This is a genomic window from Azospirillum endophyticum (genome assembly GCF_016595245.1).
Lineage (GTDB): Bacteria > Pseudomonadota > Alphaproteobacteria > Azospirillales > Azospirillaceae > Azospirillum > Azospirillum endophyticum.
The window spans coordinates 20,627-46,870 of sequence record NZ_JAENHM010000072.1 but is presented as its reverse complement, the minus strand read 5'-3'; the positions used below and the strand labels follow the sequence as shown (position 1 = coordinate 46,870).

The window sequence follows — 26,244 nt, the reverse complement described above, 5'->3', positions numbered from 1 at the left end:
ACGGGCCTCTGCCGGCGGTATGTTTTTTAGCCGATCAAAACGAGAGCGCCCGCCATGACCACTCCCGACACGCCGACCTCCAACACTCCCAGCATCGTTTCCGGCTTCGACGAGGCTGCGCTGGAGGCCGGGCGGCTGCTGTTCGCCAAGGAGTGCGACTTCGTCTGGGGCGCCAACGCGCTGAACCAGCTGCCGGAGGCCGACCTGCCGGAGGTCGCCTTCGCCGGGCGGTCGAATGTCGGCAAGTCGAGCCTGGTCAACGCGCTGACCGGGCGCAAGACGCTGGCCCGCACCTCCAACACGCCGGGGCGCACCCAGCAGCTCAACTTCTTCAACCTGGGCAACCGGTTGAAGCTGGTGGACATGCCCGGCTACGGCTACGCCAAGGAATCGAAGGACAAGGTCGAGGCGTGGAACGACATGGTCCGGCGCTTCCTGCGCGGCCGCGTCACGATGCGCCGGGCGCTGGTGCTGATCGATTCGCGCCATGGGCTGAAGCCCAACGACCATGAGATCATGGAGATGCTCGACCGCACGGCCGTGCCCTACGTCGTCGTGCTGACCAAGGCGGACAAGGTGAAGCCGGCGGAGCTGGACAAGATCCGCCGCGACACCGCGCTGGGCCTGAAGAAGCATCCCGCCGCCTTCCCGGACATCCACGTCACCAGTTCCGAAAAGGGCACCGGCATCGCGGAGCTGCGCGCCAGCCTCGCCGCCCTCGCCCTCGGGGCGGAATAAGGCGGGGGGCGGCGATGGGTGGCTTTTCTCCCGCGCTGCTGTTCCTGATGCAGGCCCTGCTGCTGATCGCCGGGCCGTTCCTGTTGTGGCGGCTCGGCGGCGGGCGGCACGTCGCGCCGATGGTGGTGATCCAGATCCTGTTCGGGGTGGCGCTCGGACCGTCACTGCTCGGCCGGTTGGTGCCGGAGCTGTGGGGCGTGTTGTTCGCCCCGGCCGCGCTCGCGCCGCTCTCCGGGCTGGCGCTGATGGCCGTCATCTTCTTCGCCTTCCTCACCGGCCTTCACCTCGACCCGGACGAGTTCCGCGGGCGAGGCGGGGCCTTCGCCGCCGTGGCGCTGTCCAGCATGCTGGTGCCGACTCTGCTCGGCGGCGCTTTGGGGTGGTGGCTGGCCGGCGCCTTTCCCGAAATGACCGGGCCGCACGCCACTCCCGGCCTGTTCGCCGCCGGATTCGGCATCTGCGTCGGCGTCACCGCGCTGCCGGTGCTGGGCGCCATCCTGCGCGAGATGGATCTGCTGGGCGAGCGGGTGGGGCGACTGGCGCTGGGGTATGCCGCGGTGAACGATGCGCTGCTGTGGCTGCTGATCACCGCCGTCCTTGCCTGGACGACCGCGGATGGCGGCGATGCCGGCGGCAACCCTTGGGCGGTCGCCCGGGTGGGGCTGCTGGGCTTCGCCTATGTCGGGGTGACGGCCCTGGTCGTGCGCCCATTGCTCGACCGCCTGCTGGAGCGGGTGGCGCCGGACGGACGGATGGGCGACACCGCGGTGGTGGTGACCTGCGCTGCGCTGCTGGCCTCGGCCGCGGTGACCGAGCTGATCGGGCTGCACTACATCCTGGGCGCCTTCGTCGCCGGCACCGCCATGCCGCGCCGCTACGCCGCGGCGATCCTGGACCGGCTGGAGCATTTCTCGACCCTGATCCTGTTGCCGTTCTTCTTCACGCTCACCGGGCTGAAGGTGAACCTGACGCTGGACGATCCGGCGCAGTGGACGGTCTTCGCGCTCGCCAGCCTCGCCACCTTGGGCGGCAAGATGGCCGGCACGACCCTGCCGGCCCGGCTGACCGGGGAGAGCTGGCCCGATGCGCTCAGGCTCGGCACGCTGATGCCCTGCAAGGGGCTGATGGAGGTCATCGTGCTGACCGTCCTGCTGGAGGCGGGCGTGCTGTCCGGCCCCTGTTTCTCGGCGATGGTGCTGATGGCGGTGGCGGTCACCGCGCTGACCCAGCCGATGACGTGGCTGGCCGGCTGGCGGCGTCCAGTTCCGGCGGTGGCCGCCGGCGGTCACCACGACAGCATGTGACCGCCGGGCGGTCACCGTGGAGGCACGTGACCGTTAAATTGCCCCCTAGGCAACCGGCCGGCCTTTCCGTTAAAGAAGCCCGACACTCCACCCCGACAAAGGGCATCCTCCCGTGCAGACTCCCACCCGTGACGAGTGGCTCGCCAAGGCCCGTACCCTGTCCGAAGCGCTGCCCTACATGCGCCGTTACGCCGGGAGCACCTTCGTCATCAAGTACGGCGGCCACGCCATGGGCGATGCCGGTCTGGCGGAGTTGTTCGCGCGCGACATCGTCCTGCTGAAGCAGGTCGGCATCAACCCGGTGGTCGTCCATGGCGGCGGGCCGCAGATCGGTCAGATGCTGGAGCGGCTGAAGATCAAGTCCAGCTTCATCGACGGCCTGCGCGTCACCGACAAGGAGACGGTCGAGGTGGTCGAGATGGTGCTGGCCGGCTCCATCAACAAGCAGATCGTCGCCGCCATCAACGGCGCAGGCGGCCGGGCCGTCGGCCTGTCGGGCAAGGACAGCAACCTGATCACCGCCCGCCGGCTGGAGCGGGTTCAGCGCGATCCCGACAGCAACATCGAGAGGGTGCTGGACCTCGGCTTCGTCGGCGAGCCCTACAAGGTGAACCCTGAGATCCTGCAGGCGCTCGCCAAGTCGGATGTCATCCCGGTGATCGCACCGGTCGGCTTCGACGTGAACGGCGACACCTACAACATCAACGCCGACACCGCGGCCGGCGCGGTGGCGGCGGCGGTGAAGGCGGCGCGCTTCTTCCTGTTAACCGATGTCGCCGGGGTTCTCGACAAGGAAAAGAAGCTGATCGAGAAGATGTCGCTGGCCGATGCCCACAAGGCCATCGCCGACGGCACCGCGTCGGGCGGCATGATCCCGAAGATCGAGACCTGCATCGGCGCGGTGGAGCAGGGCGTCGATGCCGCTGTTATCCTGGATGGCCGCGTGCCGCATGCGCTTCTGCTGGAGATCTTCACCGAAGGCGGCGCCGGCACCCTGATCGGCAAGGCCTGACGCCACTTACGGGGACCTGATGAGCGACCTGCGCAAGGAGCTGCTCCGCCAGATGAAGGCCATCCGGGACAGGATGGACCCGAAGCTGGTGGAGCGCGCCAAATTGGCGGCATTGGGCAGAGTTCCCTATGACAGCGAGGCGGCGAAGGAGGCCGTCGGCCATTTCCTCGACGCCAAGCGGGACGGCGGTGCCTTCCGCCGCAAGCTGGAACAGGCGCTGAAGGCCGAGGGCGCGACGCTGGACCTCGACGAGGGGGAGAAGGCGCCGGCCGAGAAGCCTCCCGGGAAGCCGAGGCGCGGCGGCCGGGTGACGTAAATTGCCCTCTCCCGGGGCGGGAGAGGGGGTAATCGCACATCGCAAGGAGCACGGCCTTGCTGCATGTCTTCGTCAATGACGGCGGTCCGCTTCGTTGGGTACGGGAGGCCGCGGACGAGACGGCGCCGCTGCCCGACACCGCCGTCTGGCTGGATCTGATCAACCCGACCGGCGGGGAACTGGCGCGGGTGGAGGCGCTGATCGGCACCCGCCTGCCCACCCGCGAGCAGATGGCGGAGATCGAGGAGTCGAGCCGTCTGCGGGTGGCCGGCGGGGTGTTGACCATGACGGTCACCGCGCTGGTCTGGGCCGACACCGACGAGCCGCGCATCGCCACCGTCAGCTTCGTGCTGGCCGGGCGGCGGCTGGTCACGATCCACGACATCGATCCGCAGGCCCTGCTGGCTTTCCGCCGCCGCGCCACCCACGGCGAAGTATCGGCCGCCCGCGGCGAACTGGTTCTGGCGGCGCTGGTCGACGGCATGATCGACCGTACCTCGGTCGTGCTGCGGCGGACGGGAGTGGAGCTGGATGCGCTGAACCGCCGCTATTTCCGCGGACGCAAGCTGCGGTCTCGTGGCGAAACGCTGGATGACGTCCAGACGCTGAAACGCATCGGCCATGCCGGTCACTTGATCGGCAAGGCGCGGGTCAGCCTTGCCAGCCTCACCCGCATGACCGACTTCCTGGCGCGCGGCGACGGCTGGAACGCCGGCAAGGCGACGCGACGCTGGGCCAAGACCACGCTGCAGGATCTGCGCGGACTGGACCAGTATGCCCGTTTCCTGGCCGGCAAGGTCGCGCTGGCTCTCGACACCGCGTTGGGGCAGATCAACGTCGAGCAGAACGAGATCGTCAAGATCGTCTCGGTGCTGACCGTTCTGCTCTATCCGCCGACCCTGGTCGCCAGCATCGGCGGCATGAACTTCACCGACATGCCTGGACACGCCTCGCCCTTCGGCTATGCCGGCGCCTTGGGGCTGATGCTGCTGTCGGCGTTGCTTCCAGTGATCTATGTGCGCCTGAAGCGCTGGATGTAGCGCGTTTCCACTATGTGGCAGGCGGATGGTCGGCGGTTCTTTCCTTTTGACAGGATCGTCCGGCGGCGGCAGGATGGGCGCATTCCAGGGGGGTCCCGACAGGGGGCTGAGATACCAACGGCCGGACGGTGCGATGCGCAGCCGGCAGCGTGGTGACCCTTCGAACCTGATCCGGGTCATACCGGCGAAGGGAGGGACCTCGTGACGGGCCGGCTTTGCGCCCCGTCTGGCCGTATCGACCCCGCCATGCCGGGGAAGCGGCCTGCACGAAGATACCGCACCTCCGTCAGCAGTCCCGGGTTTGTCCGCCCAACTCCGACGGAGAAACCCAATGCCCAAGGACTTCAACGAAAACGCCATCCGCATTTCGACCGGCCCGCTGCCGTCGTCGCGGAAAATCCATGTGCCGGGAACGCGCTTTCCCGACCTGCGCGTCGCCATGCGCGAGATTGCGCTGTCGGGCGGCGAGCCGCCGCTGACCGTCTATGATCCCTCCGGTCCCTACACCGATGAAGCGGTGACCATCGACGTGCGGGCCGGGCTGGCCAAGCACCGCCGCGACTGGATCCTGGCTCGCGGCGACGTCGAGACCACCGACGGCGGCGTGCTGCGCGCCAAGGGCGGTGGGGCGGTGACGCAGATGGCCTACGCCCGGGCCGGCATCGTCACGGCTGAGATGGAATACATCGCCGTCCGCGAGAATTCGGGCCGTGCCGCCGCCCTTGACGCGGCGCGTGACGGCGAGGATTTCGGTGCCGAGATCCCGGACTTCATCACCGCGGAATTCGTTCGCGACGAGGTGGCGCGCGGGCGGGCGATCATCCCCTCCAACGTCAACCATCCCGAGTCGGAGCCGATGATCATCGGCCGCAATTTCCTGACCAAGATCAACGCCAACATCGGAAACTCCGCGGTGACCTCTTCGATCGAGGAAGAGGTGGAGAAGATGGTTTGGTCGATCCGCTGGGGCGCCGACACCGTGATGGATCTGTCGACCGGCGCCGACATCCACCAGACCCGCGAATGGATCCTGCGCAACTCCCCGGTTCCCATCGGCACGGTGCCGATCTATCAGGCGTTGGAGAAGGTGAAGGGCAAGGCCGAGGATCTGACCTGGGAGCTGTTCCGCGACACGCTGATCGAGCAGGCGGAGCAGGGCGTCGATTACTTCACCATCCATGCCGGCCTGCGACTGGCCCATATCCCGCTGACGGCCAAGCGGGTGACCGGCATCGTCTCGCGCGGCGGCTCGATCATCGCCAAATGGTGCCTGGCGCACCACCGCGAGAATTTCCTCTATGACCACTTCGCCGACATCGTCGAGATCTGCCGGACCTACGACGTGGCTCTGTCGATGGGCGACGGCCTGCGGCCGGGCAGCCAAGCCGACGCCAACGACGCCGCCCAGTTCGCCGAGCTGGAGACCCTGGGCGAACTGACCAAGATCGCCTGGGCGCGCGACGTGCAGGTGATGATCGAGGGGCCGGGACATGTGCCGATGCACAAGATCAAGCACAACGTGGAGAAACAGCTGGCGCTGTGCGGCGAGGCGCCCTTCTACACGCTGGGTCCGTTGGTGACCGACATCGCACCGGGCTACGACCACATCACCAGCGCCATCGGCGCGGCGATGATCGGCTGGTTCGGCACCGCGATGCTCTGCTACGTCACGCCGAAGGAGCATCTCGGCCTGCCCGACCGCGACGACGTGAAGGCCGGCGTCATCGCCTACAAGATCGCCGCCCATGCCGCCGACCTCGCCAAGGGCCATCCGGCGGCACGGCTGCGCGACGACGCCATGTCGCGGGCCCGCTTCTCCTTCCGCTGGCGCGACCAGTTCGCCCTGTCGCTCGATCCCGACACGGCGATGGCCTACCACGACGAGACCCTGCCGGCGGAAGGCGCCAAGACCGCGCATTTCTGTTCGATGTGCGGGCCGAAATTCTGCTCGATGAAGATCACGCAGGAAATCCGCGACGCCGCGGCGTCCGGCATGGCCGAGATGTCGCAGAAGTTCCGCGAGTCGGGTGGGGAGATCTATCAGCCGGCGGCGGAGTGAGTTTGGGGCGTTGGCCCCCACCCTAACCCTCCCCCGCTGGGTGGGGGAGGGACTGCCGTCGTCTTTCCGAACAAGGACTTGTCCCCTCCTCCGCCCCGCGGGGGAGGGTTAGGGTGGGGGCCAACCTTTCCACTCACCCCGCGTACCGGATCTCCAGCACCTCGACCTGCTCCAGTCCCGCCGGCGTGCGGACGTCCACCAGATCGCCCTCCCGCGCCTTCAGCAGCGCGCGGGCGATGGGGGAGATCCAGCTGACATGGCCGCGGTCGGGATCGACTTCGTCGGCGCCGACGATGGTGACGGTGTTCTCGCTGGTATCCTCGCGGGCATAGGTGACGGTGGCGCCGAAGAAGACCTGTTCGCGGTTCTTCTGGTCCTGCGGATTGACCACCACCGCCGATTCCAGATGCTTGTTCAGGAAGCGGATGCGGCGGTCGATCTCCCGCAGGCGCTTCTTGCCATACAGATAGTCGCCATTCTCCGACCGATCGCCGTTGCCGGCGGCCCAGGACACCACCTCCACCACCTTCGGCCGCTCGACCCGCAGCAGGTGGCGCAGCTCTTCCTGCATGCGCTGGAAGCCGGGTGGGGTCATGTAGTTCTTGAAGCCCTGCGGCAGCGGTGCCGGATCGTCGAGTTCGTCAAGATCGCTGTCGGGCGGCGTATCGCTCTCGCGGGTGAAGGCCTTGCTCATGGTCCGACCTGTCCTGTGGCAGGGATGATAACGTCCGGGAAAAGGAAAAGGCGCCTTGCGGCGCCTTTTCCCGTTTCAGAGCTTCCGCTGGGCCGCTCGGTTTACCGCTTCCACCAGCCGCGGCGCGGCTTGGCATTCGCGTCGTCGTCGCCACCGGCGGGAGCCGGCTCGTCGGTGGGTGCGGCATCCGGCGCCGTCGCGGCGGCTGGCGCGGCTTCGGCCGGAGCCTCGGCAGCCGCCTTGCGCTTGCGCGATGCCTTCTTGGCCGGAGCGATCTCGGCAGCGGCTTCGGCCGGAGCCTCGACAGCGGCCTCCACCGGAGCTTCGACCGGAGCGGCAGCCTTGCGCTTGCGGCCCTTGGCCGGAGCTTCGACAACCGCCGGAGCTTCGACCGGAGCGGCCTCGGCCGGAGCCTCGGCGGCGGCCTTGCGCTTGCGCGACGCCTTCTTGGCCGGAGCGATCTCGGCAGCGGCTTCGGCCGGAGCCTCGGCGGCGGCCTTGCGCTTGCGCGACGCCTTCTTGGCCGGAGCGGCTTCGACAACGGCTTCCGCCGGAGCTTCGACCGGAGCGGCGGCCTTGCGCTTGCGGCCCTTGGCCGGGGCTTCGGCCACCACCGGAGCGACGACCGGAGCGGCCTCGGCCGGAGCCTCGGCGGCGGCCTTGCGCTTGCGCGACGCCTTCTTGGCCGGGGCCGGAGCGGTCGCCGGCGGCTCCGTCGCGGTCACCGGAACCGGGACGTCCTCGGCCTTGGCCTCGGGAGCCGTTTCGCCGGCCAGGATCCAGTCGAGGTCGGTCGCCTCGGCCGGAGCCTGAACCGGAGCGATCCCGGTCTGGGAGGCCTCTGCCGGAGTCGCGACGGGTTGCTCGTCAGCGGTATCCCCGCTGCCCTCCAGGCCTTCCGTCCCCTCCTCGCGGCGGGACCGGCGGCGACCCCCGCGCTTGCCGCGGCGGCGCTTCTTACGGCCTTCGCCGTTGCGCTCGCCGGCATCGGCACCGGTTTCGTCCTCGCCCTCATCCTCGTCCTCGTCATCGCCGTCTTCGGCCGAGTCGAAAGCGGCGGAGTCGGCAGCGGGTTCGGAGATGGCGGCACCGGGAATCGCTTCGGCGGCAACCGGCAGAGCGGTCTCGACGGACTCCTGGGCGGTCTCCTCGTCGGTTTCCTGACCGGCTTCGTCCGTCTCGCTCTCGCCTTCCGCGTTGTCGCCCTCGGCGCGGCCTTCCTCGCGGTCACGCCCGCGTCCGCGGCGGCGGCGGCGGCGGCGGCGGCGATCCTCGCCATTGCCGTCGCCATTGGTGCCGATGGCCTCGCCACGCTCGCCGGACTCTTCGGTCTGGGCGGCTTCGGCTTCGGTCTCCAGCTCCTCGACCGGCTCGACCGGCTCGGCGGCGAGCGCGCGGTCGGTCTCGGCCATCACGCGGTCGGCACTGACCAGCGGGCCGTCCTCGTCGGGCAGACGGGCCCTGTTGCGCTCCAGGCGATGGTCCGGGGCGATCAGGCTGTCGTCGGCCTGGACCATGACGCTGAAGGCATGACGCTCTTCGATCTTGGCCAGTTCACCGCGCTTCTGGTTGAGGATGTAGAGCGCGATGGAGGTCGGGACATAGGTGGTGATCTCGGCCGACCGCTTGCGGATGCCTTCCTCCTCGATGGCACGCAGGACGTGCAGCGAGGCGGATTCGACGGAACGGACGACGCCGGTGCCCGAGCAGTGCGGGCAGCGCTCGAAGTTGGTCTCCAGCAGCGACGGGCGCAGACGCTGGCGCGACAGCTCCAGCAGGCCGAAGGCGGAGATGCGGCCGAGCTGGATGCGTGCCCGGTCGTTCTTCATCGCCTCCTTCATGCGGCGCTCGACGGCGGCGTTGTTCCGCGGCTCCTCCATGTCGATGAAGTCGATGACGATCAGGCCGGCCAGATCGCGCAGACGCAGCTGGCGCGCCACCTCGTCGGCGGCCTCCAGATTGGTCTTGTAGGCGGTTTCCTCGATGTTGCGCTCGCGGGTCGACTTGCCGGAGTTGACGTCGATGGAGACCAGCGCCTCGGTCGGGTTGATGACGATGTAGCCGCCGGAGCGCAGCTGCACCACCGGGCTGTGGATGGCATCGATCTGCGTTTCCACCTGATAGCGGTGGAACAGCGGGATCTGGCTGTCGCGGTAGAGCTGGACGCGCTGGGAATGGCCCGGCATCAGCATGTCCATGAACTCGCGCGCCGTGCGGAAGCCGGCCTCGCCCTCGACCCAGATCTCGTCGATGTCGTTGGCGTAGAGATCGCGGATCGACCGCTTGATCAGGTTCGCCTCTTCATAGATCAGGCAGGGCGCCGACGACTTCAGCGTCTGTTCGCGGATGTCGTCCCACAGGCGCAGCAGATATTCCAGGTCGCGCTTGATCTCGGGCTTGGAGCGCTCCAGCCCGGCGGTGCGCAGGATGACCGCCATGCCGTCGGGAATGTCGAGATCCGACAGGATTTCCTTCAGGCGCTTGCGGTCGGCCGGGTTGGTGATCTTGCGGGAAATCCCGCCGCCACGGCCGGTGTTGGGCATCAGGACGCAGTAGCGGCCGGGCAGCGACAGGTAGGTGGTCAGCGCCGCGCCCTTGTTGCCGCGCTCCTCCTTCGTCACCTGAACCAGCAGGACCTGCCGGCGCTTCACCACTTCCTGGATCTTGTAGGACCGCAGCGGGCGCGAGCGGCGGCGCTGGGTCTCCGCCTCCTCGTCCTCGTCGCCGCCGACCATGTCCGGGGTGGCGGTCTCCTGGGCGGCGCCTTCGGACGGGACGGCCTGCTCCTCGCCGGAGTCGGCATCCTCACCGTCCTCGTCGCCTTCTTCCTCGTCGGAAGCCTCGGGCGCGATGGGGGAGGGCATCGGCGACCATTCCTCGACCACCTGCTCGGGACGGACCGGCTCGCCCATCACGGCACCGTCGGCAGCCGCCTCGGCCCGGGCTTCCGCCTGCTCCTCCAGCCGGCGTTCCTCGGCCAGCAGGGCCTCGCGGTCGGCCATCGGGATGCGGTAGTAGTCGGGGTGGATTTCGGAGAAGGCGAGGAAGCCGTGGCGGTTCCCGCCATACTCCACGAAGGCCGCCTGGAGCGAAGGCTCGACCCGCGTCACCTTCGCCAGGTAGATATTGCCCTTCAGCTGCTTGCGGCTGGCGATCTCGAAGTCGAGTTCTTCCAGCCGGTTCCCATTGACCACGGCAACCCGGGTTTCTTCCGGGTGCGTGGCGTCCACCAGCATGCGCTTGGCCATATACGGTCCTCAACGGCGCGACCCAGGGAACCCGCGCGACCGGTCGGGCCGCCTGGACGCAGCGTCTGTTGTGGGCGAAGCATACGGCACGACGGACCGGAACCGCCGAACGGCGCTGACGAGAGCAGCCAGGACGGCCCGGTCGACACGCGCCGGGCTGCCGCCTTGCGGCCACAGCCAGCTTCGAGGTTTCGTCCTCTCACCGCCAATCCGAACGCGCCACCCCACGACGTCCTTCCGGCGCGGATGGCCGGACAGGCAGTGTCGGAGGCGACGCCGCAGCCTCTTGGTCGGCCCCGTGACCGGCGATCGGCTGACCTTCGGATCGATGGAATCGATGTCCGGGGATCAGCGAATCGGCGCTCACCTTGGGAGTCCGACCCTGGTCTGGCGAATTGCGGTCTGTCGCAAAGATACCATAGACAAGCGTTCCCTCTTGCACAACGCGGAAATGCGCCGATTCGGCGAACAAGTTCGTCGCGGGGAAGCGGGGAGGAACCCTTCCACCCGGGGCAGCCCGGTCCCGTCGCCTCCACGGCCGCGTCCAAGTTCAGTGTTGCAGGAACGGCACCCCCGCCCGGAATTGACTCGCGGTCTGATGATCCGCGTTGAGAGCGTTGAATTGGCTGGGCTATAGCTGAGCGTCCGCCTCCGCGTTCTGCCGCTTCCATCTGCCGCCGAGGAGATTTGATGCCACGGCCGCCCAGCCTGCCCACTGCCGGACCCGACCGCCTGCCGCTTGCCGCTCGTTCGTCTCGCGGGTCGGTCCTGCGTCGCTTGGGTGCGGTTCTGCCGGTCCTGCTGGTGATAGCGCTGCTCGGCTTCGGCATCGCCGGGATGGCGGCCGGACCGGCGACGGCGCAGACCACGGCGGCGCTGCCGTCGGCGCCGCCCCGCACGGCGGTGGTCGACGCCCGGCTGGGCATCCACCCGGACAGGACCCGCTTCGTGCTGGAACTGAGCGACGCGGTATCCTTCACCGTGTCGATGGCCGCCGATCCCTACCGGGTCATCGTCGATCTTCCCGACCTGATCTGGCCCGGCGGATCGCTGCCGGTGGAGGGCAAGGGGGTGGTCGCGCGCTACCACCATGCGGCGGGCGGCCCGCGCGGCACGCGGCTGACCTTCGAGACGGTCGGCCCGGCCCGGCTGCGCGAGGGCTATATGATCCCGGCGCGGGACGGTCACCAGCCGCGTCTGGTGTTGGATCTGGAAAAGACCACGGCGGCGGAGTTCCGGCAGCTTGCCGCGGCCACCGGCGGCAAGGAGGGCACGAAACAGGTTGGAGCCAAGGGCTCGCTGACGATGAGTTCGATCGTCTCCTCGGCGATGGTGATTCCGGTTCCGCAGCCATCGCCCCAGCAGCCGGCGGCAGGCCCGACGGCTGTCGAGTCCAACGGCGTCGTCACCGCCCCGCCGCCCTTCGCGCCGCTGCCGCCGATCCCGCCGGCCCAGCTGATCCCCGCCGCGCTGCCCGTCGCTCCGCCGCTGCCGGACAACAAGCCGCCGATGGTGACGGAAAAGCCGCTGATCGTGCTAGACCCCGGCCATGGCGGCCAGGACCCCGGCGCCATCGGCGTCGGCGGCATCTATGAGAAGGACATCACGCTCGCCACCGCCAAGGAGGTGAAGCGCCAACTGGAGGCGACCGGACGCTATCGGGTGAAGCTGACCCGTGACAGCGACGTGTTCATCCGCCTGCGCGACCGCGTCGCCATCGGGCGCGAGGCCGGTGCCGACCTGTTCATCTCGCTGCATGCGGACAGCATCAGCAGCGGCGATGTGCGCGGCCTGTCCATCTACACCTTGTCGGACAAGGCATCGGACCGCGAGGCGGAGATGCTGGCCGCCAAGGAGAACCGGTCCGACGCCCTGGTCGGGCTCGACCTGTCGGGCGAGAACCAGCTGGTCGCCAACATCCTCATCGATCTCGCCCAGCGCGACGCCATGAACCATTCGAAGCGCTTCGCGACGCTGGCGCTGCAGAACATGGGGCGCGACGTGCCGCTGATCCCCAACCGGCCGCACCGGCAGGCCGGCTTCGCCGTGCTGACCGCGCCCGACGTGCCGTCGGCGCTGATCGAAATGGGGTATCTGTCGAACCGTCAGGACATCAAGCTGCTGACCTCGTCCGGCCATCGGGAGCGGCTGGGCAAGGGCCTGGCCCGCACCATCGATGCCTATTTCCGCTGGCTGCACGGCGCGCAGCGGAGCTGAGGCGCGGCTTGGCCGGCGAATGATCCATCAGGCCGCCCCCTTCTTGCAGGCGCATTCCTGCGTGCGCCCTCTGCGTGTCACATTTTCCTGACATGACGGGAACGGGGGCGGCACTTCGCACCGCGGCGGTGTAGGATGCGCCGCCCTGTCAGGCGCACCTGCGATCCGGATCCGTCGGAACCGGAACGTGGGCGCGTCGTTCGTCGTTTCTTGCGGGATCGGTCATGCGCCTTCTTCTGTCCTTGCTGATGGCCTTCGTGATGCTGGCGCTTGCCGGCGCCGGGGGGCTGGTCTTCCTGTTCGAGCATTACGACCACGACCTGCCCGACTATACCAAGCTGGCCAATTACGAGCCGCCGGTGACCACGCGCATCTATGCCGGCGACGGACGCCTGATGGCGGAATTCGCCTCGGAACGGCGCATCTTCGTGCCGATCGACGCCATGCCGCGCCAAGTCATGAATGCCTTCATGGCGGCCGAGGACAAGAATTTCTATGCCCACCAGGGCGTCGATCCCATCGGCATCCTGCGCGCGATCCTGACCAACATCGAGAATTTCGGCCGCGAGCGCCGGCCGGTCGGTGCCAGCACGATCACGCAGCAGGTCGCCAAGAACATGCTGCTGACCAACGAGGTGTCCTTCGCCCGCAAGATCAAGGAGGCGATCCTGGCGATCCGCATCGAGCGGGCCTTCACCAAGGATCGTATCCTCGAGCTGTACCTCAACGAGATCTTCCTGGGAAACCGCTCCTATGGCGTGGCGGCGGCGGCGCTGAACTATTTCAACAAGGCGCTGGATGAGCTGAGCATCGAGGAAGTCGCCTTCCTGGCGGCCTTGCCCAAGGCGCCCTCCAACTACAACCCCGACCGCCAGCACGATGCCGCCATCGCCCGCCGCAACTGGGTGATCGGCCGCATGGCGGAGGACGGCTACATCACGCCGGAGGAGGCGAAGGCCGCGCAAGGGCGCCCGCTGCTCACCCGCAAGCGCGACGAGCAGGAGGTGGTGACCGCCGAATACTTCTCCGAGGAGGTCCGGCGCGAGCTGGTGAAGCTCTATGGCGAACAGGCGCTCTACGAGGGCGGGCTGTCGGTCCGCGCCTCGATGGACCCGGTGCTGCAGGTCACCGCGACCAAGGCGCTGCGCGACGGGCTGATCGCCTACGACCGCCGCCATGGCTGGCGCGGCCCGGTCGCAAAGATGGAGAATTTCGACAACTGGCCGAAGAAGCTTGCCGCCATGCCGCCGCCCGCCGGGTCGGAGGGCTGGAAGCTTGCGGTGGTGCTGAAGGACGACCAGTCGGACGGGTTGGACATCGGCGTTGCCGACGGCACACGCGGCCGCATTCCGCTGTCCGAGCTGCGCTGGGCCCGCGCCTCCAAGGACGGCGACGTCGCCGGTCCGGCGATCCGCAAGCCGTCCGACGTCGCCAAGCTGGGCGACATCCTGCTGGTCGAGCAGATCAGCGGCCCGGCGGCCAAGGACGAGGATGAGAAACCGGCGAAGAAGTCCGACAAGTCGGCGGCCAAGGAACTGCCGGCGGGCAGCTATGCCCTGCGCCAGATCCCGCAGGTGCAGGGCGGCCTCGTGGCACTCGATCCGCACACCGGCCGCGTGCTGGCGATGGTCGGCGGCTTCTCCCCCGCCATGAGCGTGTTCAACCGGGCCACCCAGGCGCTGCGCCAGCCCGGTTCGTCCTTCAAGCCCTTCGTCTACCTGACGGCGCTGAACCAGGGCTTCACCCCGTCGTCCCTGGTGATGGATGCCCCCTTCTCCTTCGATCCGGGCGGCGGGCAGCCGGTCTGGCGGCCGGAGAACTACAGCCACGAATTCTACGGCCCGACCCCGCTGCGCGTCGGCATCGAGAAGTCGCGCAACGTCATGACCGTCCGCCTCGCCCAGCAGATCGGCATGGACAAGGTCAAGGCGCTGGTCGAGAAGTTCGGCATCGTCGACAACCTGCAGCCCTACCTGCCGATGTCGCTGGGTGCCGGCGAGACCACCGTGCTGCGGCTCGCCACCGCCTACGCCATGCTGGACAACGGCGGCAAGCGGGTGGTGCCGACCTTCATCGACCGCGTGCAGGACCGCAACGGCAAGACCGTCTTCCGTCACGACAACCGCCCGTGCGAGGGCTGCACCAGCGTCGCCTGGAAGGACGGGATGGGGGTCCCGGCGGTGCCCGACACCCGCGAGCAGGTGAACGACCCGCGCACCACCTACCAGATCGTCTCGATCCTGGAAGGCGTGGTCCAGCGCGGCACCGCGGCGGCGCTGAAGTCGCTGGGCAAGCCGCTGGCCGGCAAGACCGGCACCACCAACGACAGCCACGACGCCTGGTTCATGGGCTTCTCGCCCGATCTGGTGGTCGGCACCTATATCGGCTTCGATCAGCCGCGCTCGCTGGGCGGCCACGAGACCGGCGGTTCGGCCGCGGTGCCGGTGTTCAAGGAGGTCATGCAGGTGGCGCTGAAGGACAAGCCGGCGACGCCGTTCCGCGTGCCGCCCGGCCTGCGCCTCGTCCGCGTCAACCCGGCCAACGGCCAGCTGGCCCAGTTCGGCGATAGCCGCGCCATCTGGGAAGCCTTCCTGCCGGGTACCGAACCCAACCCCGACCAGCCGCAGGTGGTGCTCGACGGCTCCTCGCAGGGTATGGGCGCCATGATGGGCGATCCGAACGCCGCGGGCTTCGGCGCCCAGCAGCCGGGGATACCGGCTCCGCCGGCCGCTGCGACGCTTGGGACGGGCGGTCTGTACTGAGGATAAGAAAAAGGGGCGCCCAAACGGGGCGCCCCTTTTTCATGCATCCGGCTGCCAAGTGGTGGGGATGAGAGCTGGCGATAGCGATCAATGCGTCGAATTTCCCGGTGTCGCCGACAGCGACGCGAGGGCATCGACCGGGCAGCTGCCGAGCGGACGCAGGTCGGGTTCCAGCGCCGCGAACATCGCGCGCACGCCGTCCTCGTTGATGTGCAGGGCATCCATGAACAGCTCGTCCTTGTCCACGGCGCGGCGGGCGTCGATCACGGTGACGCCGGCGGGCAAACGGCCCTTCAACTCGGCGAAGAAGGCATCGAAATTCTTCAGCTTGCCGGCATAGGTCGGGAAATAGGGGGTGATCACCACCGCCACCCGGGTGCCGTGCGACTGGGCGCTGGTGATGATGTGGTCCAGCGCCTGCCAATTGGCGTTGTCGGCGGTCATCATCTCTTCGGGGGCGGCGGCGAGCTGCTTCTTCATCGGCTGGGGGATGGCACCGACCAGCGTGCGGTCGGCGGCGGGCTTCAGCAGGCCGGCGACCAGCCGCATGGTCTGGTTGTTGTTGAAGGTCATCAGGTTGAAGGCGTGGTTCGCCATCCACAGCTCCTTGTTCTCCTGCCGGACGAAGGCATCGATGCGCGGCGAGTAGTGGGCCAGCAGCGGCAGGTCGGCGAGATCGTGCGGATTGTCGACCACGCCGGTCGGCTCCAGAACCAGCAGGCGCGGCGCTCCATGCCGCTCGATATAGTCCTCCCACAGCAGGGCCGACAGGACGGTCGGCGCGCCACCCATCCCCAGGTTCAGCGCCCGGCCGCAGGTCATGTCCTGCAGGGCGGAGACCGGGAAGTGGTTGTCCGCCCGCGAATTGCCGAGAACCAGCACATCGGCGGGTCCCCGTGCCGGCGCATTGGCCGCTGTGCCGGCCGACGCAACGGCCGCCGGCTTGGCCGGGCGCGGTTCCGTGGTGAGGGCGGCCTTCACCAGCAGCGGGCTCGGCTGGCCTTCCGGCGTGGCGGGCGGCTTGGCGTCCGGCCTCGTGCCCGGCTTGCCGGCCGGCGCGGCCTCCGGCTCCGACGGGCGGTAGATCGCCATGAAGCGGTCGCTCGAGCGCAGCAGCAGATCGCCCAGCGCCGAGGCCAGAACCCGGTCCATCGCCGTGACGGTGGCGAGGATCAGCGCGATGCAAGCCAGAAGGCGGTACATGGGAAGGTCTCCGTCGGATCTCAGAACTGGAAGTAGATGAAGGCGTGGTTGGCGAAGCTGCCGAACAGCAGCATCACCAGGATCAGGGCGGAGCAGGCCATCGACCGCGCCACCACGTTCGTCCCGGCGTAGCGACGGCCGGCGCCGCGCTCCACCAGTGCATCGACCATCAGCACGATCAGCCCGGTGACGGCGACGCGCAGCAGCGAACTGGCCTGCTGGTTGCCCTGCTGAAGGCCGAAATCGCCCTGGCCGATGATGCCCAGGATGGTCCAGACCGTTTGCAAGTTGTCGGCGCGGAAGGGCAGCCAGGTCAGCGTCACCACGATGAAGACAAGGCCGATCATCACCAGCCGCCCGGCGGCCAGCATCGGGCCGCTGAAGCGCACCGGGCTGACGGCGGCCAACCGGCGGGCACCGTCCTCCACCAGCATCAGCCCGCCATGCAGCGCGCCCCACAGTACGAAGGTCCAGTTGGCGCCGTGCCACAGGCCGGAGATCAGCATTGTGATGACGACGTTGCGGATGCGCAGCCAGCGCGTGCGGCTGCCGCCCATCGGCACATAGACGTAGTCGCGGAACCAGGTCGACAGCGAGATGTGCCAGCGCCGCCAGAAGTCGCGCATGCCGCTGGCGAAATAGGGCCGGGCGAAGTTCTCGCACATGGTGTAGCCGAAGATCTGCGCCAGCCCGATCGCGATCAGCGAATAGCCGGCGAAGTCGCCGTAGATCTGCAGGGAGAAGCAGAACAGCCCGATCACATGCTGTAGCGCGTTGAAGAACTCCGGCTGGTGGAAGCGGGCGTCGACCACCACCGCGGCGTTGTCGGCCAGGCCGATCTTCAGGAAATAGCCCCAGATCACCTTCTCCAGCCCGGCGAAGCGTTCCGCGAAGGGGATATCGCGCGGCCGCTGCTGGATTTGCGGCAGCAGGTCGCGCGCCCGCACGATCGGGCCGGCCACCAGCTGCGGGAAGAAGGCGACGAAGGTGGCGTAACGCATCAGCGACCGTTCCGGCTGCTTCACCTCGCCGGTGTAGAGGTCGATGCCGTAGCTGAGATTCTGGAAGGTGTAGAAGGAGATGCCGACCGGCAGCAGGATGTCGAGCGTCCGCCGGCCGATCTCCACCCCCAGCGAGGCCAGCGCGATCTCGGCGCTGTCGGCGAAGAAATTATAGTATTTGAAGAAGAACAGCATGCCCAGGTTGGCGCCCAGGCTGATGAACAGGTACAGCTTCTTGGTCTGGCGGTCGGGCGAGTCGGCGATCTTCAGTCCGCAGTAGAAGTCGATGAAGGTGCTGAGCGCCAGCAAGCCGCAGAACCGGTAGTCCCAGTAGCCGTAGAAGATGTAGCTCGCCGCCAGCAGAAAGGGCGTGAAGGCGCGCGTACGGGCCAGCGCCATGAAGCCGGCGCTGAACACGGTGATGAACAACAGGAAGTTCAGGCTGGTGAAGCTCATCGTGCCCCCGGCAGAGATGGTCGCGCGTCCACGCATTCGCGCAAGAAAGGCGAATGACGAGGCAGAACATAACCTCGATTTCGGAGATTCCCGGCCACCGCGGTAGGGTTGTGGGGCCGGATTTGGGACGTACTCTGAAATGAACCGGGCTTATGATTCCAAAAGGATAGGACCCCCAAGCAGGGGCTGGGCCATACTCGAAAGTGGCAAGCCTTCCCATTGCCGGCGTGCCGGGCCGGTCATTAAGGGGGTGCAAGCCGGGGAGCGAGCCGCTACATATGCGGACGACGAACCTTTCAACACTGGCTAACGAGGAGGCACCGCCATGCGGGCCGAGATCGAAGCGGCCGCCGGCGAGATCAGAGAATCGCTGGCGCTGCTGAGGAGGCATCTTTGACTGGGACAACGCACTGCGACGTCTCGACGAACTGAACAACCTCGCCGAGGATCCCAAGCTTTGGGATGACCCGACGCGGGCCCAGACCATCATGCGCGAGCGCACCCAGCTCGACACCTCGGTCTCCGGCTACCGCGCTCTGGAGCGCGACCTGTCCGACAGCCTGGAACTGATCGAGATGGGCGAGGCGGAAGGGGACGCCACCGTCGTCGCCGATGCCGAGGCCCAGCTCTACGGCCTGCGCGAGCGTGCCAACAAGCTTCAGATCGAAAGCCTGCTGTCGGGCGAGGCCGATGCCAACGACTGCTTCGTCGAGGTGAACGCCGGCGCCGGCGGCACGGAGGCCCAGGACTGGGCGCTGATGCTGATGCGCATGTACACCCGCTGGGCGGAACAGCACGGCTACAAGGCCGACTGGCTGGACGAGACGCCGGGTGAAGAGGCCGGCATCAAGTCGGCCACCGTGCAGATCAAGGGCCACAACGCCTATGGCTGGCTGAAGACCGAGGCCGGGGTGCACCGTCTGGTGCGCATCAGCCCGTTCGACAGCCAGGCGCGGCGCCAGACCAGCTTCGCCGCCGTCTCGATATCTCCGGTGATCGACGACAAGATCGACATCGAGATCAACGAGAAGGACTGCCGCATCGACACCTACCGGGCGTCGGGCGCCGGCGGACAGCACATCAACAAGACCGACTCGGCGGTGCGCATCACGCACATCCCGACGAACATCGCGGTGAGCTGCCAGCAGGAGCGCTCGCAGCACAAGAACCGCGCCAAGGCGTGGGACATGCTGCGCGCCCGCCTGTACGAGCGGGAGCTGAAGATCCGCGAGGATGCCGCCGCCGCGCTGGAAGCCACCAAGACCGACATCGGCTGGGGCCACCAGATCCGCTCCTATGTCCTGCACCCCTACCAGATGGTGAAGGATCTGCGGACGGACGTGGAGACCTCGCAGAGCCAGGCGGTGCTGGACGGCGCGCTCGATCCCTTCCTGGAGGCGGCGCTCGCCTCCCGGATCAAGGGGCAGAGCGACGACGCGCACGCCGCCGGGGGCTGACCGGTCGAGAGGAGAGGGGCGGTCGCTTGCGGCCGCCCTTCTCGATTCGGCGCTTTCCCGAATGGCTTTCCCGAATGGCCGGTTTGAACAGGCCGTTTGGAATGGAAGGCTGGGCTCGGCTGTTTCAACAGGCTGCCACGTCAACGATCCGGAGCGACCGATCCATGAACAGACTTCTTCTTCCGGCCCTTTGCGGTGCCATGCTGCTGGCGACGCCGGCCTTCGCCGCCTGCGAAACGGACAATCTGCCGGACGAGATGCGCCTGGCCTTCATCTCGGGTGCCCAGGAGGCGCTGAACGATCACGGCTTCAATGCCGGGTCCGTCGACGGCAAGATGGGCTCGCGCACCCGCACGGCGATCCGCTCCTACCAGCGCGCGGCGAAGCTGCCGGTCGACGGCTGTGCCACCCAGGGGCTTCTCGACCACCTGAACTTCAGCCAGCCCAAGATCTACGGTCCCAACAAGCCGCGCTGATTCCGCCACCCCGGTTTCAGGCCAGCATATCGAGCAGGCGGCGGCTGTTCTCCTGCGTCGCCTGCAGGACCTTGGCGTTGGCGGCGAAATCCACCTGGGCGGAGGTCAGGTCCAGCACCACGGCCGGGTCCAGGTTGCCCGCCGCGATCTGTTCCGATGCCGCCTCCGTCCGCGCCTGCGCGTCCTGCAAGCCGTCGAGCGCGCTGGCCTGCGGCCGGTAAGGCGTGGCGGTGCTGGCCGATCCGATATCCATGGTGCGCTGTCCTGCTGGTGGCAGGGCCAGGATAGGGAAGCGAGGGTTTAGGGTTGGTGAATGGGGACGATGCTCCCCGAACCTCATCCCTGCGCCAGCCAATCCGCCAGCCGCCCCAGGAACGCCGCGGCCTCCGCCGGATCCCGCAGGCTCCAGGTCGCCGCGGTCGCCGCCGGCTCCTCCATCACCCGGATGCCGATGCCGCCGCCCTCTCCGCGGGCCGTCAGCGCGCGGAAGGCATCCTCGTCGGTCTCATCATCGCCGAGATAGATCGGCATGGTGCCGCTCCCCTCCAGCCCCAGCGCCTCCATCAGGGCGAGCACGGCCCGGCCCTTGTCCCAGGGCAGGTTGGGGCGAAGCTCGAACAGCTCCTTGCCGCCGGTCATCCGCAGGCGCGGCTGGGCATCGGCCACCGCACGGACGGCTTCGGCGACCGAAGGCTTCTCGGGTTGAGCGACCTGGCGGGTATGGATGGCGATGGCGAAGCGCTTGCGCTCCACCAGCGCGCCGGCAACGCCGTCCAGCCGGTCCCGCAGACGCCGGTCCGCGGCATCGAGATCGGGGACATAGTCCACGCCGACCTGCCGGCGCAGGTCCGGTCCGCGCAGGTCGAAACCGTGACTGCCGGCATAGACCAGCCCATCCACGGCCACCATGGCGGTCAGATCGTCGAGGTCGCGGCCGCTGACGAAGGCGACCGGACAGAGAGCGGACAGGCGCCGGACCACCGCGCGCGCCTCGTCCGGCATCGCCGCGAGTTCCGGACGGGGCGCGATGTCCGCCAGCGTTCCGTCGTAGTCGAGGAAAAGAGCGGGGGTACGCCCGCGCAGGGACGCGGCGAAAGCATCGAACTCGGCGAGGGCCGAGGGAGGGGCCGATAGGGAGCCCGATTGGGGGAGGGAGGTCAAAGCTGGATCCTCAGCGCCGCTGCCTGTCGGGACGCGGTGGCTGGCGGGAGCCGGCGCACCGCGGGAGTGTAACGGCCGGGATGAGGGAACGGCTTGCATTCCGAAGAATGGAACGGCATGGCTGTGACCGATCCGCAACAGGCCCCTCCAAAAGCTGCGGCCCCACAGGGGGGCCGGCTTTGGGGGTTGCGGTGCCCCCGGGTTCTGGTACTGTTGCAGTGCAGCAAGCGATTGCTGCTTCGCCCTTCTTGGGCGTTTCCTCCCTAAACTCAAGGCCGCTGTGTTCAGCGGCCTTTTTCTTGCCAGAAACCCCCCTGGGAAGGCAACCCCTGACAAAAGTCATAGCGCTGTGATTTCCCCGCCTTGAATTCACTGTTCGGTCAGGCGGTGGGGCGGGCGACGGCGGCCGGAAATCATGTCCGGGACCGCGGCGCCGGTCTGGGGATTTCAAAAGAGCATTTGTTTACAAAGAGTTGGTCCGGGCTGCGGCAAGCGTCCGCCCAAGCGCTTAGGCTCCGATGGCCGGCGTGCCGCTCCTGGGCGGGAGCGGCGACGGAATTGCGGGCAGCGTCCGCCCGTTGGAATTTTTTGCGCGGATCGGCCGCTGTCGCCGGCGAGGAGTGAAAAACCGCCGCAGGGGAACGGAAGCACTGCCCCCGGCGTGCGAACTCGCGTATAGATCCTGTCGCATAAATCGGGGCGAGATGCCCATCCGCCCACATCCACAGGAGCCGTTCCCATGGACATCGCCATCATCGTCCTCGCCGTCGCCTTCTTCTTCTGGCAGACCATCACCGACTGAGCAGGCTTGCGGCACTCAGGCGTGAAAAAAAAGGCGGTCCCGGCGGACTGCCTTTTTTCTTGTCGTCGGTCGTCGGAACGGCGCGTCAATCGGCAGCGAGCGTCGGTTCCAGCCGGGCATGGGTCGATGCGATCAGCCGCAACGTCTCCATGATCGAACCGATGGCCTCATGCAGGTCCGCCTGCTCGTCGCCCGGCAGCGTCGCCAGCACCGTTTCCAGCTCGACGGCCGCATTCTGCAGACTGGCGCAGGCATGTTCCAGATGGAGGCCGGTCCCCTGTCCTGCATTGGAATCATTTGCAGAATGCAAACGCGCCGCAGGTTTTCCGGCCCGCGTCGCGTTCCGGTTTGCAAAATGCAAATGGACGCTGTTGCCTGTGGCTCGCGTCCCCAATTTCTTCCGCATCATGGGCGTACCCCCGTTCGGTCCATCCTGAGAATGCGCAAGTCCCGTGCCACTCCGTGACCGTTGGTTGCGGCAACCGTCGCGGAAGTGGTGGCGCTCAGCAGGTTTCTCCAGATCGGGCCACAGGCCCGGCCTGGAGAAACCTGCGGACTCTATGGTTTTGCAGGTTTTCCGAGCCCGCCCATCTGTGGGAGGAGTTCGGAAAACCTGCTCAGCCCGGCCACAGGCGGGCGGCACCGCGCATCCCGCTTTCCGATCCGTGGCGGGCGACCATCATCCGGGTGCGGGGAGCCGCCGTCAGCGTCCAGTGGCCCCATCGCCGGGTCACCGCCTCGCACAGGCCGGGCAGGGCGGACAGGCCGCCGCCGACCACCATTATGTCGGGATCCAGCAGGTTCACGATCGGCGCCAGGGCGCGGGCCAGCGTATCGGCATGGCGGGCCAGGGTACCGGCCGAGGCGGTATCGCCGGCCAGGGCGCGGGCGGCGATCTCCGGCGGATCCAGCGTCTCGCCGTTCAGGTGGAGGTGGAGGCGCGACAGACCGGCCCCGCACAGCATGGTTTCCAGGCAGCCGGTTTTGCCGCAGCCGCAGGCGACCGGCGGGCCGTCGGCATCGTCGCGCCAAGGCAGCGGGGCATGCCCCCATTCGCCGGCCAACCCGCTGGCGCCGGGCAGGATGCGGCCATCGACCACGATGCCGCCGCCGACGCCCGTTCCCAGGATGATGCCGAACACCACCGCCGCTCCGACTGCCGCCCCGTCGGTCGTCTCCGACAGGGTGAAGCAGTTGGCGTCGTTGGCGATCCGCACCGGCCGGCCGATCCGCCGTGCCGCATCCGCGGCGAAGGGCCGGCCGTCCAGCCAGGGCAGGTTCACCGCGCGCACCCGCCCGGCCGCGGCATCGACCACGCCGGGCAGGCTGATGCCGACGCCGGGAGCGTCCGCCGGAACCCCGCTTGCCGGGGATTTGCCCGCAGGGTCGAGGACCGCGACCGTCTCCGCCAGGGCGTCCAGCGTGGCGTCATAGCCGCGGGGGGTCGGGCGGCGGTGGCGGGCCAATTCCGTCCCGTTCCGATCGAGCGCCACGGCAGCGATCTTGGTGCCGCCCAAATCGATTCCGACTCGCATGACCGCCGCCGTCCGGATGGTGGGAAACAAGGATTTTGGGGGCAACCCTATACCGCTCCTCCGTCCGGCGGGCCAGGGTTGCTTTCGCGCCGGAAGGGTCAGTCCACCCACCCCGGAAGAGAGGGGGCGACCGCCCTTTGCTCCGTCGGGGCTTGGGGGGCGCATCACTAGAGTCTATCGAGCGCATCCTTCACTGATCGGCGTCTCGAGATGTCCATGGACCGTTCTGCCCCGAAACATTCCTCGCGCGCCCGGCGCGCCGCTCCGGGCCACCACGATCCCTCCTGCGAGTCCGTCGGCACCACCGCTGCCGAGGTCCGCGATGGACTGGTCCTGGCTTTCCTGGCCCGCAAGAGGCTTCTGGTGCTGGTGGGCGACGCCGGCTCCGGACGTCCCGCCCTGTTCCGCCAGTTGGTCGAGCATGTCGAGGCCGACGGCGCCATGGCGCTGCCGGTCATGGCGTCGGTCGGGGCCGAGGTGGAGGATCTGGTCGCCGCTGCCGGCACCGGTGCGCTGCCCGATCTGGCCGCCGGGGGAGAGGACGGCGAAGCCGATTTCGACGCCTTGATCGCCGCGCTGGAGGAACGTCTGGAGCTTGCCGGTTCCGGGCTGCTGGCGGTGGACAATGCCGCCGTCCTGGCCCCACCGGTACTGGCCGATCTGGTCGACCTGACCCGTGCGGAAACGCCGGCCGGCCGTTTCATGCAGGTGCTGCTCTGCGGCACGCCCGAACTGGAGGGAACGCTGGCGCGTGCCGGGCTGGCGGACGAATTGCGCGACATGGGCGTGGTCTATCGCTTGCCGGCGGGCGGCGGCATGGCCGACGACGCGCGTGCCGCCGCCCCCGTCTCGCGGGCGCCGTCGCCCCGTCCCGCGCCGATCCTGGCCGTTCCTCCGCCCCCGGTGGTGGAGGAGGAGCCGGCACGGATGGAACGCCGCGGTCCGCAGCAGGCGCCGCCTCCGCCGGCGGCGATCCCGCCCGCGAACGACTGGTCGGCCGGCCAGCGGCAGGACGATCTGGGATGGAGCGACCGCGCGCCCGCTCCGGTGGCCGGTCCCATGACTGGTGCGGAAAGGCTCGACGCGGCATACCGCAACGGCGGGTATCAGGATGGCCATCAGGGCGGCTACCAGGAATTCGGCCAGGCTCAAGCCATGCGGGCTCCGCGCCGGACGGGGCTTTATGCCGGTGCGGCGCTGACCACGCTGGTCCTGCTGGGGGCTGCCGGCGCGGCGATCTTTACCGCGGTGCCCGGCGCCTCGCCCGACCGTGCGCTGGCAATGATCGAAGATGGCTGGGCCCGCGCGCGCGATTCGGTCGAGCGGACCGTGCAGGAACTGATCGGCGGCAACGCCCCAGCCGCCAAACAGCAGGCAGCCGCCCCGGCGGCCGGCGCTCCGGTTTCCGGATCGGCCGCATCCCCTGCGGTGCCGGCCGTCACCCAGCCTGCCGCGACCGTCCCTGCCAGCCGGCCCGCCGTGACCACGGAAGCCCAGGCCGCACCCGGTCAAGGCTCCCAGTCCGTTGCGTCGCCGCCTGCGACCGGCACCCAGACGGTGGCGAAGTCGGGGGCGTCCCTCGCTTCGGCCTCCACCACTCCGACGGCGTCCGCTCCGGTCGAGACCGCAGCGCTGCCACCGGTTCAATCGCAGCCCCCGGCCTCCGTGCCGGCCGCCGCCAAGCCCCCGGCGTCGGCAGGCAGCACCGAAGCGGCACCGGGCGTCGCTTCGCTGCCGCCGCTGGAGGATCCGTCGGCGACCGCCGCCGTTCCTACCGTACCGCAGGCCGCGGCTGCGGATGCCGAAACCGCCCAGCGCGTGCGCGCGATGGTCGACCAGGCCCGCCGCCAGATCGCCGGCAAACGTCTGACCACGCCGCCTGGCGACAATGCCTACGAGACGGTGCAGCGCATCCGGCAGATCGCGCCGGCCACGCCCGAGGCGGCTGAACTGCTGACCACCATGGCCGATACCTATCGCCGCTGGGCTCTGCTGGCCGAGCGTGACGGCGACTGGTCGGAGACCAAGCGCTTCTACGAGCGGGCGCAGATGATCGCGCCCGACAGCCCCGATCTGGCCGAGCGCATCCGCGCGGCGAGCGAGCAGCGGGTCTATACCGGCCCGGCCATCGGCTCTTCCACGGGAACGGCGCCGGGAAGCTCGACGGTGCCGGCGAAGGCGACCCCGGGACTCGGCGACCGCGAATCGGTGCTGGCCCTGCTGCGCAACCCGGCGGAGCTGTCGCGCACGCTGCAGGGCGGCGCCACTGCCGACTCGCGGCTGGACAACGGCAAGACTCTGCTGATGATCGCCGCCGAACAGGGGCTGACCGATGCGGTCCGCGTTCTGCTGGAACGCCACGCCCGCACCGACCTGCGCACCTCCGACGGCGCCACCGCGGTGATGTATGCCGCCTGGGGTGGGCATGACGCCGTGGTCCGGGCGCTGGCCGACGGCGGTGCCGACCTCGACACCACCAACAGCGACGGCAAGACCGCGCTGATGGCCGCTGCCGCGCGCGGCCACGAGGATGTGGCGCGTACGCTGATCCAGCGCGGGGTGATGGTCGACCGCACAACCGCCTATGGCTGGTCGGCGCTGATGTATGCCGCCAACAACGGGCACGAGACGGTCGCCAAGCTGCTGCTCGACAACGGCGCCAATCCTTACCGGATGGATGCCAACGGCAATTCCGCCCTGACGCTGGGCGCTCTGCAGGGGCATGTGCAGGTGGTGGAGGCACTGAAGCCCCGCTGACGAGCT

At 68.5% G+C, this 26,244-nt stretch carries 19 protein-coding genes and 1 riboswitch; of the genes, 11 read left to right on the top strand and 8 right to left on the bottom strand.

The window, feature by feature from the left end:
• Nucleotides 1-54 precede the first annotated feature (54 nt).
• From yihA to thiC, 6 genes are all read left to right on the top strand, one after another.
• Complete coding sequence (gene yihA / locus JHL17_RS26500; protein ID WP_200197681.1) at nt 55-738, top strand: ribosome biogenesis GTP-binding protein YihA/YsxC; 684 nt, start codon at nt 55-57, stop codon at nt 736-738.
• Between the two features lie 14 nt (nt 739-752).
• Nucleotides 753-2,042 carry a cation:proton antiporter domain-containing protein gene (locus tag JHL17_RS26495; protein WP_200197680.1) on the top strand — a complete coding sequence of 430 codons (1,290 nt, stop codon included), beginning with the start codon at nt 753-755 and terminating at the stop codon, nt 2,040-2,042.
• A gap of 112 nt (nt 2,043-2,154) precedes the next feature.
• Nucleotides 2,155-3,054 (top strand): acetylglutamate kinase, encoded by a 900-nt coding sequence (argB, locus tag JHL17_RS26490; RefSeq protein WP_200197679.1) that lies wholly within the window; start codon nt 2,155-2,157, stop codon nt 3,052-3,054.
• A gap of 19 nt (nt 3,055-3,073) precedes the next feature.
• Nucleotides 3,074-3,370 carry a hypothetical protein gene (locus tag JHL17_RS26485; protein WP_200197678.1) on the top strand — a complete coding sequence of 99 codons (297 nt, stop codon included), beginning with the start codon at nt 3,074-3,076 and terminating at the stop codon, nt 3,368-3,370.
• Between the two features lie 56 nt (nt 3,371-3,426).
• Nucleotides 3,427-4,410, top strand: coding sequence for a CorA family divalent cation transporter (locus JHL17_RS26480; protein ID WP_200197677.1), 984 nt, complete (start codon nt 3,427-3,429; stop codon nt 4,408-4,410).
• A 76-nt stretch (nt 4,411-4,486) separates the two neighbouring features.
• A riboswitch (TPP riboswitch) is annotated at nt 4,487-4,620 on the top strand.
• Between the two features lie 121 nt (nt 4,621-4,741).
• Nucleotides 4,742-6,469: a phosphomethylpyrimidine synthase ThiC gene (gene thiC, locus JHL17_RS26475; RefSeq protein WP_200197676.1), complete on the top strand. Its 1,728-nt coding sequence runs from the start codon at nt 4,742-4,744 to the stop codon at nt 6,467-6,469.
• A 133-nt stretch (nt 6,470-6,602) separates the two neighbouring features.
• Here the strand turns inward: thiC and greB are convergent, their stop codons facing one another.
• Both greB and JHL17_RS26465 read right to left on the bottom strand, forming a co-directional pair.
• Nucleotides 6,603-7,163, bottom strand: a complete 561-nt coding sequence (greB, locus tag JHL17_RS26470) for a transcription elongation factor GreB (RefSeq protein WP_200197675.1) — start codon at nt 7,161-7,163, stop codon at nt 6,603-6,605.
• 101 nt (nt 7,164-7,264) lie between these two features.
• A complete protein-coding gene (locus tag JHL17_RS26465; RefSeq protein WP_200197674.1) occupies nt 7,265-10,411 on the bottom strand; it encodes an Rne/Rng family ribonuclease in 3,147 nt (1,048 codons plus the stop codon).
• A 690-nt stretch (nt 10,412-11,101) separates the two neighbouring features.
• Between JHL17_RS26465 and JHL17_RS26460 the strand changes: the two genes are divergently transcribed.
• Nucleotides 11,102-12,628, top strand: a complete 1,527-nt coding sequence (locus tag JHL17_RS26460; RefSeq protein WP_200197673.1) for an N-acetylmuramoyl-L-alanine amidase — start codon at nt 11,102-11,104, stop codon at nt 12,626-12,628.
• A gap of 224 nt (nt 12,629-12,852) precedes the next feature.
• Entirely contained in the window at nt 12,853-15,390 is a 2,538-nt protein-coding gene (locus tag JHL17_RS26455; protein WP_200197672.1) for a penicillin-binding protein 1A, read from the top strand.
• Between the two features lie 87 nt (nt 15,391-15,477).
• On the opposite strand, the gene JHL17_RS26450 is transcribed toward JHL17_RS26455, so the two are convergent.
• Complete coding sequence (locus JHL17_RS26450) at nt 15,478-16,593, bottom strand: SGNH/GDSL hydrolase family protein (RefSeq protein WP_200197671.1); 1,116 nt, start codon at nt 16,591-16,593, stop codon at nt 15,478-15,480.
• Between the two features lie 20 nt (nt 16,594-16,613).
• Entirely contained in the window at nt 16,614-18,050 is a 1,437-nt protein-coding gene (locus JHL17_RS26445) for an MBOAT family O-acyltransferase (protein WP_200197670.1), read from the bottom strand.
• A 325-nt stretch (nt 18,051-18,375) separates the two neighbouring features.
• Here JHL17_RS26445 and prfB point away from each other — a divergent pair.
• Together prfB and JHL17_RS26435 are read left to right on the top strand one after the other, a co-directional pair.
• Nucleotides 18,376-19,507 (top strand): peptide chain release factor 2 gene (gene prfB, locus JHL17_RS26440; RefSeq protein ID WP_200197669.1). Its coding sequence is split into 2 segments (ribosomal slippage): nt 18,376-18,444 and nt 18,446-19,507, totalling 1,131 coding nucleotides; the frame shifts between segments, so codons are not numbered across the junction.
• Between the two features lie 164 nt (nt 19,508-19,671).
• The gene (locus JHL17_RS26435; RefSeq protein ID WP_200197668.1) at nt 19,672-19,983 is read left to right on the top strand and encodes a peptidoglycan-binding domain-containing protein; all 312 of its coding nucleotides are present in this window, start codon (nt 19,672-19,674) and stop codon (nt 19,981-19,983) included.
• Nucleotides 19,984-19,999: 16 nt separating this feature from the next.
• On the opposite strand, the gene JHL17_RS26430 is transcribed toward JHL17_RS26435, so the two are convergent.
• The 4 genes from JHL17_RS26430 to JHL17_RS26415 all read right to left on the bottom strand — a co-directional run bounded on the left by JHL17_RS26430 (nt 20,000) and on the right by JHL17_RS26415 (nt 23,481).
• The gene (locus JHL17_RS26430; RefSeq protein ID WP_200197667.1) at nt 20,000-20,236 is read right to left on the bottom strand and encodes a hypothetical protein; all 237 of its coding nucleotides are present in this window, start codon (nt 20,234-20,236) and stop codon (nt 20,000-20,002) included.
• An 83-nt stretch (nt 20,237-20,319) separates the two neighbouring features.
• Nucleotides 20,320-21,144 (bottom strand): trehalose-phosphatase, encoded by an 825-nt coding sequence (gene otsB, locus JHL17_RS26425; RefSeq protein ID WP_247893838.1) that lies wholly within the window; start codon nt 21,142-21,144, stop codon nt 20,320-20,322.
• A gap of 887 nt (nt 21,145-22,031) precedes the next feature.
• Nucleotides 22,032-22,355: a hypothetical protein gene (locus JHL17_RS26420; RefSeq protein WP_200197665.1), complete on the bottom strand. Its 324-nt coding sequence runs from the start codon at nt 22,353-22,355 to the stop codon at nt 22,032-22,034.
• Between the two features lie 208 nt (nt 22,356-22,563).
• A complete protein-coding gene (locus tag JHL17_RS26415; protein ID WP_200197664.1) occupies nt 22,564-23,481 on the bottom strand; it encodes an ROK family protein in 918 nt (305 codons plus the stop codon).
• Between the two features lie 216 nt (nt 23,482-23,697).
• Between JHL17_RS26415 and JHL17_RS26410 the strand changes: the two genes are divergently transcribed.
• On the top strand, nt 23,698-26,238 hold the full coding sequence (locus JHL17_RS26410) for an ankyrin repeat domain-containing protein (protein WP_200197663.1): 2,541 nt from the start codon (nt 23,698-23,700) through the stop codon (nt 26,236-26,238).
• Nucleotides 26,239-26,244 lie beyond the last annotated feature (6 nt).

Excerpts from the sequence above, each read along its gene's own strand:
- JHL17_RS26485 (WP_200197678.1), top strand. The coding sequence starts at position 3,074 with ATGAGCGACCTGCGCAAGGAGCTGCTCCGCCAGATGAAGGCCATCCGG.
- JHL17_RS26410 (WP_200197663.1), top strand. The coding sequence starts at position 23,698 with ATGGACCGTTCTGCCCCGAAACATTCCTCGCGCGCCCGGCGCGCCGCT.
- JHL17_RS26460 (WP_200197673.1), top strand. The coding sequence starts at position 11,102 with ATGCCACGGCCGCCCAGCCTGCCCACTGCCGGACCCGACCGCCTGCCG.
- JHL17_RS26445 (WP_200197670.1), bottom strand. The coding sequence starts at position 18,050 with ATGAGCTTCACCAGCCTGAACTTCCTGTTGTTCATCACCGTGTTCAGC.
- greB (WP_200197675.1), bottom strand. The coding sequence starts at position 7,163 with ATGAGCAAGGCCTTCACCCGCGAGAGCGATACGCCGCCCGACAGCGAT.
- thiC (WP_200197676.1), top strand. The coding sequence starts at position 4,742 with ATGCCCAAGGACTTCAACGAAAACGCCATCCGCATTTCGACCGGCCCG.
- JHL17_RS26420 (WP_200197665.1), bottom strand. The coding sequence starts at position 22,355 with ATGATGCGGAAGAAATTGGGGACGCGAGCCACAGGCAACAGCGTCCAT.
- JHL17_RS26455 (WP_200197672.1), top strand. The coding sequence starts at position 12,853 with ATGCGCCTTCTTCTGTCCTTGCTGATGGCCTTCGTGATGCTGGCGCTT.
- JHL17_RS26450 (WP_200197671.1), bottom strand. The coding sequence starts at position 16,593 with ATGTACCGCCTTCTGGCTTGCATCGCGCTGATCCTCGCCACCGTCACG.
- JHL17_RS26415 (WP_200197664.1), bottom strand. The coding sequence starts at position 23,481 with ATGCGAGTCGGAATCGATTTGGGCGGCACCAAGATCGCTGCCGTGGCG.
- yihA (WP_200197681.1), top strand. The coding sequence starts at position 55 with ATGACCACTCCCGACACGCCGACCTCCAACACTCCCAGCATCGTTTCC.
- JHL17_RS26430 (WP_200197667.1), bottom strand. The coding sequence starts at position 20,236 with ATGGATATCGGATCGGCCAGCACCGCCACGCCTTACCGGCCGCAGGCC.
- JHL17_RS26435 (WP_200197668.1), top strand. The coding sequence starts at position 19,672 with ATGAACAGACTTCTTCTTCCGGCCCTTTGCGGTGCCATGCTGCTGGCG.
- JHL17_RS26495 (WP_200197680.1), top strand. The coding sequence starts at position 753 with ATGGGTGGCTTTTCTCCCGCGCTGCTGTTCCTGATGCAGGCCCTGCTG.
- JHL17_RS26465 (WP_200197674.1), bottom strand. The coding sequence starts at position 10,411 with ATGGCCAAGCGCATGCTGGTGGACGCCACGCACCCGGAAGAAACCCGG.